The 12,959-nt window shown below is 47.2% G+C and carries 10 protein-coding genes; 2 read left to right on the forward strand and 8 right to left on the reverse strand.

Translation table 11 applies throughout. The features are described from left to right. The first annotated feature begins 109 nt into the window (after window positions 1-109). Window positions 110-1,024, forward strand: a complete 915-nt coding sequence (locus tag CHA6605_RS14890) for an alpha/beta fold hydrolase (RefSeq protein WP_015160262.1) — start codon at window positions 110-112, stop codon at window positions 1,022-1,024. Between the two features lie 141 nt (window positions 1,025-1,165). Here the strand turns inward: CHA6605_RS14890 and CHA6605_RS14895 are convergent, their stop codons facing one another. The 8 genes from CHA6605_RS14895 to CHA6605_RS14925 all read right to left on the reverse strand — a co-directional run bounded on the left by CHA6605_RS14895 (window position 1,166) and on the right by CHA6605_RS14925 (window position 8,733). Further along, complete coding sequence (locus CHA6605_RS14895; RefSeq protein ID WP_015160263.1) at window positions 1,166-2,110, reverse strand: S1 family peptidase; 945 nt, start codon at window positions 2,108-2,110, stop codon at window positions 1,166-1,168. Window positions 2,111-2,382: 272 nt separating this feature from the next. Then, window positions 2,383-3,348 (reverse strand): glutathione synthase, encoded by a 966-nt coding sequence (gshB, locus tag CHA6605_RS14900; protein ID WP_015160264.1) that lies wholly within the window; start codon window positions 3,346-3,348, stop codon window positions 2,383-2,385. A gap of 167 nt (window positions 3,349-3,515) precedes the next feature. Further along, entirely contained in the window at window positions 3,516-4,130 is a 615-nt protein-coding gene (lexA, locus tag CHA6605_RS14905; protein ID WP_015160265.1) for a transcriptional repressor LexA, read from the reverse strand. A gap of 315 nt (window positions 4,131-4,445) precedes the next feature. Then, window positions 4,446-5,267, reverse strand: a complete 822-nt coding sequence (locus CHA6605_RS14910; RefSeq protein WP_015160266.1) for a M15 family metallopeptidase — start codon at window positions 5,265-5,267, stop codon at window positions 4,446-4,448. Between the two features lie 189 nt (window positions 5,268-5,456). Next, the gene (locus CHA6605_RS14915) at window positions 5,457-6,647 is read right to left on the reverse strand and encodes a vWA domain-containing protein (protein WP_015160267.1); all 1,191 of its coding nucleotides are present in this window, start codon (window positions 6,645-6,647) and stop codon (window positions 5,457-5,459) included. A gap of 76 nt (window positions 6,648-6,723) precedes the next feature. Continuing rightward, window positions 6,724-6,891 carry a hypothetical protein gene (locus CHA6605_RS35095; RefSeq protein WP_015160268.1) on the reverse strand — a complete coding sequence of 56 codons (168 nt, stop codon included), beginning with the start codon at window positions 6,889-6,891 and terminating at the stop codon, window positions 6,724-6,726. A gap of 114 nt (window positions 6,892-7,005) precedes the next feature. Next, the gene (locus CHA6605_RS31675; RefSeq protein ID WP_015160269.1) at window positions 7,006-7,980 is read right to left on the reverse strand and encodes a L,D-transpeptidase; all 975 of its coding nucleotides are present in this window, start codon (window positions 7,978-7,980) and stop codon (window positions 7,006-7,008) included. Between the two features lie 207 nt (window positions 7,981-8,187). After that, window positions 8,188-8,733 carry a hypothetical protein gene (locus CHA6605_RS14925; RefSeq protein WP_015160270.1) on the reverse strand — a complete coding sequence of 182 codons (546 nt, stop codon included), beginning with the start codon at window positions 8,731-8,733 and terminating at the stop codon, window positions 8,188-8,190. Between the two features lie 290 nt (window positions 8,734-9,023). Between CHA6605_RS14925 and CHA6605_RS14930 the strand changes: the two genes are divergently transcribed. Then, window positions 9,024-12,944 carry a hypothetical protein gene (locus CHA6605_RS14930; RefSeq protein WP_015160271.1) on the forward strand — a complete coding sequence of 1,307 codons (3,921 nt, stop codon included), beginning with the start codon at window positions 9,024-9,026 and terminating at the stop codon, window positions 12,942-12,944. Window positions 12,945-12,959: the final 15 nt, after the last annotated feature.

Raw genomic sequence — 12,959 nt, forward strand, 5'->3', positions numbered from 1 at the left:
GGACAACTTTCTCTATTATGCCGCAACCAGAGGTTGGTTTGCTTGAGCTGGGGGAAATGTCTAACATAGTCAATAGTGCGATCGATTCTCTCCATACTCAATTCACCCCATGACTACCACTACGCCGCTAATTTCCACCCAACCGCTCCCCGGTCAATATTGGCACTGGCGGGGCGAACAGATTTATTACGTGCGTGCGGGTGAAGCCAAATCTCACCGACCGCCGTTGCTCTTGATTCATGGCTTTGGCGCATCGACAGATCATTGGCGCAAGAACATCTCCGAACTCAGTCAAGAATTCCAGGTTTGGTCGATCGATCTATTGGGTTTTGGGCGTGCCGCGAAGCCAGCTTGGACGTATAGTGCCGACTTGTGGCGGGCGCAATTGCATGACTTTATTACCGAAGTTATCGGTCAGCCTGTCGTTTTAGCAGGGAATTCGCTCGGTGGTTACGCGGCGTTATGTGTCGCTGCTGAGTATCCAGAATCCGCTGCTGGTCTGATTTTACTTAATAGTGCTGGCCCATTTACCGATAGCACTCATCCCAAAGAACCAAACTTATTTCAAAAAGCAATCAATCAGCTCCTAACTGGCTTTTTGCGTCATCCGATCGGTAATTCATTATTGTATAAATTCGTCCAACGGAAGTCATTTATTCGCAGTACGCTTAAGAAGGTGTATGTAGACCAGAGTGCAGTCACCGAACAACTAGTAGATGAGATTTATCGCCCTTCTTGCGATCGTGGTGCGCCTCAAGTATTTGGTTCGATTTTTAGTAATCAACAAGGCGAAAAGGTGGACGTACTGCTGGGACAAATGCAGTGTCCGTTACTGATGATTTGGGGTGAAGGCGATCCGTGGATCGATGCACGCAAGCGCGGTGCAAAATTCCGGGAATATTACCCAAAATTGCAAGAATATTACCTTGCAGCAGGGCACTGTCCCCATGATGAAATGCCTACTCAGGTGAATGCGATCGTGCATAATTGGGTTAAGGAAAATTGTCGAGTTACTGTTGGTTAGCTGGATAAGTGACTTTATTGGCATTGCTAAATCATGGAATGAAGTAAGATTGCCATTAATAAATCACCGAGCTTAATTATTAATTAAGCTCGGTGATTTCGATCGAAAGTGTGTAACTATATTTCCGAATATTTAACGAACTTAGCGTCCGAATAGTCCTCTAATACTATCGACAGTTCTACGCGTTTCATCGACAGTTTCTCTGACATCGCGAACTGATTTTAGCGTGGCTTGAATATTATCGATTTTGTCGCGCGGATCTGGTTTGCTGCTAGCAACATAAGCCGCACCCGCTTCAGGAGCTGGAGATTTTTCGATTTGTAATGAATCGGTATCGATCCCTACCGAGCCAGCCTTTTGTAAGAATACGCTAATAGGGATGGCATAGTTGAATCCTGGCTTAATTTTGGCCGCTAAACCCATTGCTGCTTCTTGAGTCAAACCCGATTGAGCGAGTTGACGGGCATCCTCTTTATCTCCCAACCCATGCACTCCAACCAATCTACCCGCTGTATCCAATACCGGACAACCGCTCATCCCAGCACGGGTAACATTGGTATAAATCATGCTATAGCCGTTCAAAGGTCTAGGCAAAAAACCGGAAATACTGCCAGAGGTAAACTGTCTGATCAATTCGCCGCCTGCTGCATTCCCGATCGCGCCATTTGACGGCCAACCAGAGACAAATACATCTTGTCCTTCACTCGGTTTAGCCGTGCCAATTTTAGCAAGCGGATAGTTTTTCTCGCTGGTAAATTTGACGATTGCCAGATCGACACCATTAAACCGCTTGATTTTACTGTAATCGATCGAATAGGCTTGCTTGTCAGCAGTGACTATTTTAAAATCGTCTTTTTGTCTGACCACATGTTCGGCAGTGAGGACGTAGTATGTGTTGCCAGTTTTTTGAATAATTACGCCCGATCCATGACTCTGGTCGCCGCGAATTAGGACAGTCACTTCACGAGCAATATCATTGACTTGACTGCCAGGTAAGGCACGAGCAGCACTAGGCATGGTAATGACAATCGCACTGACGACTGCGGTGCCAGTCAAGATCGCTGCTAAGTGATAATGGTTGCGCATATAATTAATCGTTACTCAGAATTTATAAACTTTTAGCTGTCATTATCTACATCAGTTGTAGCCTGATTTCCGGCAAGATCTCGATCGCTCGCTCGGATTTTACAAAAATCTTAACTACTTACGTAGGTTGGTGGTTACTTGTTGTTAGTGTGTTTAGAAGGTAGAAGGTAGAGGATATCGTATGGGAGTGAAAATGCTCGCCTTTTTCCCAATCCCTACTCCTTACTCTCTACCCTCTAGCTTTACCAATAACTCATAACTAGCAACTTAGGTTAACGACGACGCCGTGATAGCCACTCGATGACTTGCTGCCCCAGACTGACGTCATTCAAGCGATCGATCTCGCGGATACCTGTAGGACTGGTCACATTGACCTCTGTCAAATAACCACCGATGACATCGATGCCCACGAAGTATAAACCAGCCGCTTGTAATTTCGGGGCAATTTCCGCACACATTTGTAGCTCGCGCTCGGTAATATCTACCTGTGCGCTGCGTCCGCCCACAGCCATATTGCCGCGAAATTCTTTGCCTGTCGGAATCCGATTTACAGCACCCAATGGTTTGCCATCGAGCAAAATAATCCGCTTATCGCCATCTTTGGCTGCGGGTAAAAACTTCTGAATCATCAACGGCTCTCGATCGCGCCCCGTGCTGACTTCAACCAGAGAATTAAAATTGCGATCGTCTGGCGTCAGAAATAGAATCCCTTCTCCGCCTTTGCCTCCCAGCGGTTTTAATACAGCCGCACCATGCGTTTCGACAAACTGGCGAATTACATCTTTATCACGAGAGACGATCGTTTCGGTCATCCACTGTGCAAATTGCAAGGCAAACATTTTCTCATTTGCCGCTCTCAATCCCGCTGGACTATTGACGACCAGAGTTTTAGCCGGATCGATACAGTCGAGAATATAGGTTGTATATAAATAAGGTACATCTACAGGTGGGTCTGTGCGCATGAAGACGGCATCCATTTCCTCTAAAGGCTGGAATGCTACATCGCCCAACTGATACCAGTCTTCCTGAGCCACCCAGCGGCCAGCTTGGAGCTGTACGGGAGTCAGTTTGACTGACTGAAGAAATCCCCACGCTCTTCCCTCCACAACGCTTAATTTTTCGGCTTGGGTAATCCACACCTGATGCCCAGCTCGATCCGCCGCTTCCATCAATGCCACGCTGGTATCGTGAGTGGGATCTAATTTAGCGATCGGGTCGATAATAAATGTTAGTTTCATCGGTTGGGGGTTGGGAGAGATGAGAGGGGAGAGGGGAAATGGTTGACACCTAGATTTTAGGTGGTGCTGCAATGGGGATGCAAGCAGATCGATCGAGATCGACACAAAGAAGGGGTAATGAATGAATTACCCCTTGCTGTTAATGTATTGGTGTCGAACTGTTAAATCTAGCGTTTCATCGACTGATAACCGCGCCAAACGCCAACTAAGATTCCTTGAAGTTGGACTAAGTGAGCCTCAGCTTCGATTGGTTTGTATTTAGCATTAGCAGGTTGGAGGGTAATCTGTTCGCCCTGACGATGATAGCGTTTGAGAGTGGTACCTTGACCTTCGACGCGTGCGGCGACGATCGTGCCATTTTTCACATCAGCAGAGTCCTTGACGGGCTGCATAATTGCCATGTCGCCCTCGACGATCGAATCTTCGATCATGCTATCGCCCATCACTTGCAGTGCAAAATAATCGGACTGGTGAAAAATCGGCGATAAATCTAATTTGTCCGCCACATCGGTAAAAGGCTCGACCAATCCGCCTGCCGCGATCGTCCCATAAATCGGTACGCCGCTAGCTGCGTATTTAAGAATTTTAATCGTTCTGGCCTTACCCTCTGCCCATTCAATAAAACCTTTACTGCGTAAATGTTCTAAGCGACTTTGAATGGGGGCGGGCGATTTGAGGTTCATCGCCTGCATCATTTGACGGATCGAAGGTGCGTGTTGGTGTTCGCGAATATAATCTACTAACCAATCGTAGAGTTCTTGTTGAGCTTTAGTTAATTCCATAATGCGATCGTGTGGCGTCGGCTTTGCCGAATCGACTCAAATTCAATATATAACTACTATAGAGCGGTCGTACTATTTACGTCTACTTAATATTTAGCAAAATTATCTAAATAATCTGAATTTGGGCTAAGTAGATTCAGATCGACTGCCGATCGATCGACCTTCCATACTCGCAGATTTAGTTACCATCGATCGCTATGGCTCAACCCACTTCAGTGGAATTTTGCGCTTAGCCCATTGGCGTAGCCGTTCGGAACGAAACAATTTAGTTTAGGGCGTTTAGAGATTAAGCACCAACAAATAGATTCACTGAGGCTACTTACTATTGAGATTGTGTGCCTTATAAAAGGTTTCCAAACTGTTGATATCGCCGACAAACCGCCAGTGCCAAGGCTCGTAGCTAACTTTTTGAATGTTATTTTTGGGAAAAGATAGCTCGAAACCATAGGTAGCGGCGTTAGCCTTCATCCATTTATAAGCAGGTGTCGTATCGAAATTTTGATTGAGATTGGTCGCTGGTACCGTACCATCGCCGATATCGACAGCATAGCCAGTATGATGTTCGCTGTACTTGGGCGGTGCGCTGACTTCGGCACGTTTGGTGGGTTGCTGTCCGCGTGCCGCACCGACGCCAAAAAATAACCGTTTTTGATCTTCAACCGATCGAAATGCAGAAATTGTGGTGATATTTACCCCGTTGGCTCGGGCTGCTGCTACCATAGCTTGAAATTTAGCAGCCGCAGCTTTACGCAATCGATAGCCGCCGCCGATCGAGACTAATTCGGCGTCGGGAGCTTCGCTGTAAGGTAAATGATTTAAAACATTATCTGTATCGGCGGACTGAGTGGCAGCGGGGGTTTGACTGAGACGATCGTCGTTACTAGGAGCCGTGTTCGCGCTCGGCGGTGAGACGACGGGTGACTGGCGTAAAGCTGTAACTACCAAAAATGCCGCGCCACTAGAGGCTAAAATCGTCAATCCGATGGCGATGCCACTCACCGGACGTTTGGCGACTGCGATATGTTTGAGGCGATCGGGTCGAGTTTTATCGCCATCCCGCAGGGCTGCTGGGATGTCTTCGGCTTTACCTAGATGAGCCGATTTATTTGCTGGTCTAGACCGATCTGAGTTACTCAACTGTTGCTCCCTGTTGCGACTTATTGCATTTTGACATATTGTTGACGCTCGGCGAGAAAAAGATTGTCAGAGTTTGAATCTGGCTCGATCTTTAGTGTTCCCACCAATCGTTACAAACCAGCGATGAATGCGAGCGGTCGATCGAGCTAGTGTTTACCATTGAATCTTTTCAAGAGTACCTGCTAACTTCTATTTCTGCAATCGAATTGCTGTGCCAAAGGGAAATTTGGCTAAATCTAATCCCCCAGGGGTGACTACCCACAGGGTGGGGATCGATGGTGGGTGCAGGGGAAATTCACCATAGCCATCTGTGAGATAAATGCAGACAGATTGGGTATGTTCGTCCCAGCTTTGGGCTACTCGATCGAAAAATGCGACAAAGGATGTTCCACCGCCACCTTGGGGTCTAGGTAAGGGTGAATCGCTCGTCAGTAGATAAGGGCCATAAGTATCGCGATCGACATAATATAAGTTACAGGCTAAATGAGGATAGGCACCAATAATGCCTTTGACTTCATCGATAAATACTCCCAGAGTGGCTTCGCTGACCGAGCCGCTAGTATCGATCGCGATATATACTTGCAATGATTCATTTTCTAGAGCTTCGAGATAGAGTCCCCGTCCGACAAAGCGGCGATCGAAGCCCTGAAAATCGGTCGGCGTGCGTGCTAAATATCGCCATAGATACGATCGCCAATCTAACTGTGGATTGAGGTTGGATTCTAATTCTCGCTCGATGCCTAGTGCTAATTTACCCCAACGAGATGTCCGATCGCTAGCGGTGGCTTGTTGGAGTGCCTGCTTCCAATAGGCGGTCACTTCTGCTTTGTGGTTGCCTGTTTGAGGCTGACTGAGCTTGCTGGCGAGCGAATCGCTGGTTGTGCTTGTCGTGTCTGTTGTCATCTTGCCAGCAGTGGGAGCGAGCAGATCGGGATAGACTAATTGAAAGCGATTGCTTCCTGTGGCTCTTAAGATTTCGTAGACTTCTTCGACACTGGAATGCTCTAAATTCTCATCTCGCAATCCACCTGGTGGAAGTTCAAATCCACTCTGATGCATAATCATCCCATTGACCACAATATCTGCCGCAATATTCCATAATCTCGGTTCTCGCTCGTGGAGGCGCAACGGATGCAAGAGCGCGGCGTGCAAAATTTCGTGCAAGATTAGACCATCTTGCTGCTGTTTTGACAAGGAGCTGAGAAATTCTGGATTGAGACAAATATCGCGTCCATCTGTGGCGGCGCAAGGAATGCTCGGGTCGGACATAAAGTTGGCAAACATGGCAAGAGTGCCGAAAAATGGCGATTTTGCGCGCAACCGCAATAATGAAGCACTAATGAGATTGGTAAAGTCAACAGTCAAAGGACACTGATTCATTCCTTAATTAATCCCACAGAGCTGGATGTAATTAACATTAGAAAATCGCTATCAGAAGAGTAGAGATTATCTAATATTAGATCGCTAAATTTGCTAGTGGCAATCCTTGAATGATGGTTTCGACGATCGGCGCAGGAAGCATTTCGCCCCGAAAATCAATAATTTGGACGACGACTAAATAGGCGATCGCGAGCACGATCGAAATGGTGCCTGTAATAATTGCAACAATTTTGGAACGATCCATAGATGGCGATCGAGAGGTATGAATAGCTTTTTCTATTAAATGCTAACACAAAAATCTCCCGCTCCTAGCATAGAATAGTGGGAGCTAATGATTATTTTTATTGAAAAAATATTGCTACCGATCTGATGGTGTCAGGATACTGACAAACAGGCTACGTGGATGGTACTTAGTTACAAAATTATCGAGTGCATCGCGCTCTACCAAAGTTGTAATTCCGATACAGCCAGAGGTTCCATCGTATCCATTACGCTTGTTAAAACTCGGATCGAGATGCATCCCCAAACCAGTTCTTTTAGTTTCAAATTTTGGAAAAATTCCAATAAAAGTAGCCCCGACTTCTGGGGTCATTCCAGGAATAACTTGACTGCTGACTTCGTAAATTCCATCTGGTAAGGGTGCTGAATTATTGCCGATATGTCGATCGGCAGATTGCGTATTGGCAGTACCAGTAACTACTTTAAATGTCCGATACTTACGTCCATTTACATACGCCTCAAGTACGTAAATCGGATTACCGACTTCGTTAGTTCCGAGACTGAGATATCTAACTAGCTTGAGATAATTACCATTTTCGGACAATCGAGATACGGCTGCCAATTTTCGCCTAAAGTTAGACTTAGTTTGGCGAATGTCTCTAGCAGTCTTATTCTGAGATAGTTCTGTGTTTAATGCTAGAATTTTATTACGTTTTAAAACCGATTTTGGCGGTGAAGCTGTTGGAATAACTAGATTTATCGGCTCGACCCGATTGGTAGCTAGCTTGCGTTTTGCTTTAGATATCGGCTTAGATTTACGATCGCGTTCTTTAACAATTGTAGTAGAGCCATTCCGCGAACGAGAATTAGACCAATACGGTGTTGTGGACATCGATTCTTGACTTTTGGTAGAGTCGATCGACATTGCTGGAACTGGAATGCTAAGATTAAGATCTTTAACTGACGGCAAAGATTCGACGCGGCGAGATTCTCCAAGGGAGAGGCTCCGCCTGCGAGCCATTTGTTCGGCACTAGCAGGAGCGATGCTTGCAGTTACGATAAATAATGGCAGCACGATCGCTCTCGACAACCAGTTAATAGTCGATATTTTCATTGGATATTTAGTTATTTAATAATTAATATTTGACACTTCGGCGACGATCGGTGAGAGTAATTATTAATTAAGTTGTCAAGATGACAACTTAAACTCCACTCTAACAATTCATATCCAAGGTGGTTTAGTTTAGACTCTTATTTTTCACTAATGAAAGATTAGTGAATATCGATCTAATGTTGTTATAATAAACCGTTAAAGATTTACTTAGCGATCGCGATTGAGAGATTTAATTACCGTGTTACCATCGCTAATTTTCCATTGACCGCGATACTTAGTTAAGGCAATAGAAGCTGACTGGTGAGATGTCGCCGATCCTCTTTGTCCTCTGACCTTCATTACTTGGTCGATAGTTACTAAAGCATTATTTTCTGAGATCGAAACCAACTCAATATTCTCAACTTCAACGCTCATTCCGACTCCAGCAGATCTCATTCGTGCAAAAAAATCTCGTAAATATCCCTGCTCGGTAACCGATCCTGGTACTGTCGCCCGCTCCATCCGCTCGACACTATATTCATTAAAACCGCGATAGTATTGGGTTAAAACTCGATGAATACTTTTAATGTCGTTACGCTGCTGGGCATTAATCTGACTGGGTTTTTCGTCTTTAGTAATCAATTTCTGATACTCGTTAGTAGCGATCGATATTGTGGGATCGACCGTTGCATTAGCAGTCTGAATTAAACTAGTAGCAACGAATACCAGGTTGACGATTGCAGCAAACGCAGTAATGGGCAGATATTTCAACATCACGAAGATCGGTAAGTGTCAGATGTATTGTTCTTTTATTTACATCAATTGCACTCAAGCATCCGGACAATTTTTTAGTAGTTTAGTAAAAATTTCAATCGAGACTACTTGGAGCAATCGCCAAACTGTCACATGGGTCGAGAAGAATCAGTCTTACTAGGGCACGATAGTAGAGTATCCCCTGACAGAGAGGTTGTCGGTACTACCCGCTCATCGAGCACTTCTCCCATCGGAGAGGCTACGCCAACGACTTCGCGAAAGTAGCAAGCCCATCCACCCATCTACCCCCTATGCCCCAGACCCCCGCAAAATCGATCTGGTTAGAGTTGCAAATCGATCCTGACAATCCCGAATTGTTAGCTATTCTCGATCGCTTGACACGATCGCAAATGCTCGATCGATCGCAAATCCTGAACATTGCCCAGGCTTGTTTGAGCGAGGAGTTGCCTATTGTGCAATCTAAGATGGCACCCATTGCCCCACCCGAAATTTGGGAGCCACAGATCGTCGCACCAATTCCGTCCTCAGTTCGCACTGTATGGCAGAACCTCAAGGATGAATTGAGCGTGCGCTGGCTGCTATTTTTGGGTGTATTTTTGGTGATCCTCTCGTCTGGGGTATTGGCAGCAACTCAGTGGTCGCGGTTTCCAGCGTGGGGGCAGTATGGCTTGTTATGGCTGTATACGATCGCGTTTTGGGTGGTTGGAAGTTGGGCGCGGAAACAAGCGGGATTGCGCCTGACGGCAAACACGCTGCAATTAGTGACGCTGTTATTGATGCCAGTCAACTTTTGGGCGATCGATTCATTTGGGCTATGGCAGCAGCCGCTGGGACTCGTCACGGCGAGCATTGCTGGGATCGGGCTGGTGGGAATTACTTATCTCAAACATCAACAGCAGCGAGGACGCGCCGATTTTAGGCAGTCTGGCTTACTTTTAGCTACATATACGATCGTCAGCACTCTGCATCTAGGCTGGCAAATCCCCTATTGGTCGGCGACCGCGATTTATATTGGGGCGATTGGGGTAGCGATCGTCTTACAAAAAATTCGCCAAATCGAAGGCGGCGCGCTGGCTATCTATGGTGTGGGGATATTGCTGCTGCGGGGTTTGGTGGTAGTACATTTACCACTCTATACCTTTGGTCTGGCGATCGGGATTGTCGGGTGGTTGTTTAGCCAATGGGGGCTTCAAAAACACCGTCGCTTTGCACGGATGATGCGGAGCAAGCACTCGGCGTCACTGCGGACGGAACGCTATCGCTCTACGCTGCGCAATTTAGCGCGACTATACCAACAGATCGGCGTTATTCTGCTCGGATTGGGCTGGTTATTCGGGATGGGCAACTTACTCAGTTCGCCTAAAAATAGCTCTTGGCAAGCTTTCTCTGTCAGCATTCTGGCATTAGTCTGGCTGTGGCAACGCCTGCGCGACCGTCAACAATATCGAGAAGTCGTCGCGCTATTTTTTGTCGGACTGCAAACATATATCCTCAGTAGTTTTCTGTGGACGCCCCTCGCGATTGGTGACATATTCGCCAAAATTGTACCGTTGTTGCTGCTGGTATTCGGGCCAAACTATATCGTCGCTGGCTCGTTACTAATTTTCCCCTATTTACTGCTGTGGGTATGGCTGACTAACTGGTTCTGGAAACAAGGCTGGCATTTACTCGCGCGCAGGGGTGAGCTGCTAATTGTGGGTACTGGCGTGTTAATACCGCTATTCAATCTCACTAACCCACTGAGTTTACTGCTCGATCTGGCAATTTCTACTGGCATCTTGCTACATCTCACGCTGCGGTATTTACCGACTAGATCGAGCTATATCTACATCACGCACCTGACTGGCTTGGCAACCATTTTTGCCGCGCTAGCCTATCGCTGGGATTGGTGGCTCGCAATCGCACGGAATTTTGTCACCGTTTCGGCAGAGAATGCCCAGATCCTCGATCTGGCGGTACTTGCAGTATCCACGATCGTGTTAACCGCGATCGAGTTGTGGCTCTCGGCGCAACCCGTGCGTCGCGAGACAGATGGTTGGTTGCGTAGTAGTTGGCAGTTCGGATTGGGATTAGCAATCCTCTCTTATAGTTGCTTCACGCTTTTAGCTACTATCCCCGCTGCGGCTGCAATTTGGCCGATATGGTGGCTGCTAGTCCCGATCGCGTTCGCATATATCGCCACTCGCCAGCCGCCCGTGCAACCGTGGCAACTCGCCGCCCAAACTCCCGCCGCTTGGTTGGCAACTTTAGGAATGGGCATGGGAGTAGGTTTGACAATCGATCGACCGGAATGGCGATCGATCCTATTAGGCGCGTCGCTCATGCTGATGTTCCCGATCGTCAAACGGCTGAAACAGACTCTACCAGCGGCAATTCACATCGGCTGGGGATTGGGATTGGGCGTTAGTTTGTTGGCTGGGCAGATTTTAGTCAATTATTGGTTGGTAATTGGCGCAGTGACTTGCGCGCTGTTATGGTTTGTCAGCCCCAAGTTACCTCGGATCTATGCTGTGGCTAGCGATCGCTGGGCGATCGGTTTAGCTGGAGTAGGACTATCGATCGGTTCGCTAGAATATGCTTATAATGTCGCGATCGATCTCGATCCGGGCAACTTGGTGAGAGTCACGACATCGATATTTGAGAATAGTCATTTAATTACGCTCATCGCGACCGGAATTCTAGCCATCGCCATTCGATCGCGCAGTCGTTGGCAAGAAGCCTTAATACCTGAGTGGGTATGGTTTTGGAGCTTGGTATGGACGGGGCAAATTGCCTTAGCAGCGGTGGTGCAGTTGCTAAGTGGGAATACTTTATCGTTAGCTACTGCTAATATTCTAGCGGCGTTCCCCGTCTGGAGCTGGCTGACTGTCACCGAGCGACGGCTACCGCAACAATTAGCCGTACCGGGCGCAAAATTATTGCCCTGTCTGCTAGCTGGCTGGGGATTGCTACTCCGATTGCCATTTTTCAATGCTTATACTGGATTGTTGACGATCGTGGCAGGTGTAGCTTTTATCCTCACCAGTCGGCAGAATGTTAGAGCGATCGGTTATTTGGGGATATTGTCAGTCACTTTGGGCTGTTACGAGCTAATTACTCACTATCTGCTCCAAGCTCCCCCTGGTGGCAATCTCGCCGATGCCTTCACTATTTATGGCTTCACAACCGCATTACTCGCGCTAGGCTATCGAGTTGGCGTCTGGTGGCAACAAAAAAAAGGTCGCGCTCTGTGGTGGAATTTTCCACTCAAACACTTAAAAAATGTCGCCCATATTCATTGGGCGGTAGCGAGTACCTGGAAAATCGCCGCAGCCACCATGCCCGCCGTACCCGTCCCGCAGCTCACATTACTGCACCTATTTATCAGCGTGTTATTGGGTGGCTATGCCTTGATTCAAGCTAGGGAGAGAGATGGCGGCGATTGGTGGATTTATGTAGGATTGGCAGAATTATTAGGCGTCGGGGTATATGCTCGATCGATCTTTCAGAATCTAGGTATCGTCGATGAAGGGCTAATCTTAATTGCTTGCCTGATGGGTTTACTTATCTTACTAGCTCCCTGGCGACAATGGGGTTGGCACGATCGACCCTGGCGACAAGTTGCGCTCGTATTACCACTATCGCGGGTAGTATTTGAGTGGGAGCAGATTTCGCTACTCAATTTGGCAATTTTAGCTGTCTTTTATGCTGGAGTAGCACGCCGACAACGCCAGTTTGGTTGGGCTTATCTGAGTCTGCTATTTATCAACTGGGCGGCGATGCGAGTATTAGCTCAATATCAGTTAACCAGTCCGCTGTGGTACGCCACTCTTGTCGGGCTATCGATTTTAGTCGTAGTCCAGTACGATCCCTACTGGCAAAATTCCAAGCAAAATCGTCATTACGGGCGGCTCCTTGGCAGCGGCACGATCGCGATAACAGCCATATTATGGCATCAACCATGGTTGCCGATCGGCATCGGACTGACGATCGCCATTTTGGGTATAGTTCTCAGAGTGCGAGCTTGGCTATATGTGGGCACGATCGCTTTTATCCTCACCAATTGTTATCAATTATTGCTGTTAATTACCGAATATCCAGTTACTAAATGGGCGATCGGGTTATTAGCTGGCATCACGATTATTACCCTTGCTGCCAATTTCGAGCGTCGTAAAGAACAAATCGAACGCGCTCTGCAACATTGGCTCGATCGATTGCAAGAGTGGGAGTAATGAGCCAAAAGGGCA

It is taken from the genome of Chamaesiphon minutus PCC 6605, from assembly GCF_000317145.1.
Taxonomy (GTDB): domain Bacteria; phylum Cyanobacteriota; class Cyanobacteriia; order Cyanobacteriales; family Chamaesiphonaceae; genus Chamaesiphon; species Chamaesiphon minutus.

Excerpts from the sequence above, each read along its gene's own strand:
- CHA6605_RS14890 (WP_015160262.1), top strand. The coding sequence starts at position 110 with ATGACTACCACTACGCCGCTAATTTCCACCCAACCGCTCCCCGGTCAA.
- CHA6605_RS14895 (WP_015160263.1), bottom strand. The coding sequence starts at position 2,110 with ATGCGCAACCATTATCACTTAGCAGCGATCTTGACTGGCACCGCAGTC.
- gshB (WP_015160264.1), bottom strand. The coding sequence starts at position 3,348 with ATGAAACTAACATTTATTATCGACCCGATCGCTAAATTAGATCCCACT.
- lexA (WP_015160265.1), bottom strand. The coding sequence starts at position 4,130 with ATGGAATTAACTAAAGCTCAACAAGAACTCTACGATTGGTTAGTAGAT.
- CHA6605_RS14915 (WP_015160267.1), bottom strand. The coding sequence starts at position 6,647 with ATGAATCAGTGTCCTTTGACTGTTGACTTTACCAATCTCATTAGTGCT.
- CHA6605_RS35095 (WP_015160268.1), bottom strand. The coding sequence starts at position 6,891 with ATGGATCGTTCCAAAATTGTTGCAATTATTACAGGCACCATTTCGATC.
- CHA6605_RS31675 (WP_015160269.1), bottom strand. The coding sequence starts at position 7,980 with ATGAAAATATCGACTATTAACTGGTTGTCGAGAGCGATCGTGCTGCCA.
- CHA6605_RS14925 (WP_015160270.1), bottom strand. The coding sequence starts at position 8,733 with ATGTTGAAATATCTGCCCATTACTGCGTTTGCTGCAATCGTCAACCTG.
- CHA6605_RS14930 (WP_015160271.1), top strand. The coding sequence starts at position 9,024 with ATGCCCCAGACCCCCGCAAAATCGATCTGGTTAGAGTTGCAAATCGAT.